The organism is Streptomyces sp. NPDC051172 (assembly GCF_040682555.1).
Taxonomy (GTDB): domain Bacteria; phylum Actinomycetota; class Actinomycetes; order Streptomycetales; family Streptomycetaceae; genus Streptomyces.
Genome location: NZ_JBFBBE010000498.1, coordinates 1 through 1032, shown reverse-complemented (window position 1 = coordinate 1032; position 1032 = coordinate 1). Strand labels below are relative to the sequence as shown.

The following is a 1032-nucleotide window of genomic DNA, read 5'->3' as shown; positions in this document are numbered from 1 at the left end:
TGGCGGAGAAGTACTCGAGCACGGACAGGCCCTCGCGGTACGAGGACTTGATCGGACGCGGGATGATCTCGCCCTTCGGGTTGGCCACCAGACCGCGGATGCCCGCGATCTGGCGCACCTGGAGCCAGTTGCCTCGCGCACCGGAGGACACCATGCGGTTGATGGTGTTGAGCTCCGGCAGGCCGTCCTTCATGGCCGCGGCAACCTCGTCGGTGGCCTTGTTCCAGATGTCGATCAGCTCGGAGCGACGCTCATCGTCCGCGATCAGGCCCTTGTCGTACTGCTGCTGCACGCGCTGGGCCTGCTCCTCGTAGCCCTCCATGATGGCGGCCTTGTCGAAGTCGGAGGTGATGTCCGAGATCGCCACGGTCACACCCGACCAGGTGCCCCAGTGGAAGCCGGCGTCCTTGAGGTTGTCCAGCGTCTGCGCGGTGACGACCATCGGGTAGCGCTCGGCCAGGTCGTTGACCAGCTGACCGAGGGTGCCCTTGGTCGCCTGCCTGTCCAGCCACGGGTAGTCGTCCGGCAGCAGCTCGTTGAACAGCACCTTGCCCAGGGTGGTCTCGATGAGGGCGATCTCGCCCTCGGACCAGCCCTCGGGGGCCGGCACGGCCGCCGACGGCACGAAGCCCTCGACGCCGATCCGCGCGGGCGCGTTCAGGTGCAGGTCGCCGCCGTCGAACGCCATGATGGCCTCGCCGACGGTCGCATACAGGTTGCCCGCGCCGACCTCGTCCGGGCGCACCGTGGTGAGGTGGTTCAGGCCGATGATCATGTCCTGGGCCGGCACGGCGACCGCGCGCCCGTCCGAGGGCTTCAGGATGTTGTGGCTCGAGAGCATGAGCAGGCGCGCCTCGGCCTGGGCCTCCGGCGACAGGGGCAGGTGGACCGCCATCTGGTCGCCGTCGAAGTCCGCGTTGAACGCGGAGCAGACCAGCGGGTGCAGCTGCAGGGCCTTGCCCTCCACGAGCTGCGGCTCGAAGGCCTGGATGCCCAGACGGTGCAGGGTGGGGGGCGCGGTTCAGCAGGACC

At 68.9% G+C, this 1032-nt stretch carries 1 pseudogene; it reads right to left on the bottom strand.

The annotated features are described in order from the left end of the window. A pseudogene (locus AB0N07_RS52210) lies at nucleotides 1–1032 on the bottom strand (DNA-directed RNA polymerase subunit beta'); the annotation flags it as partial.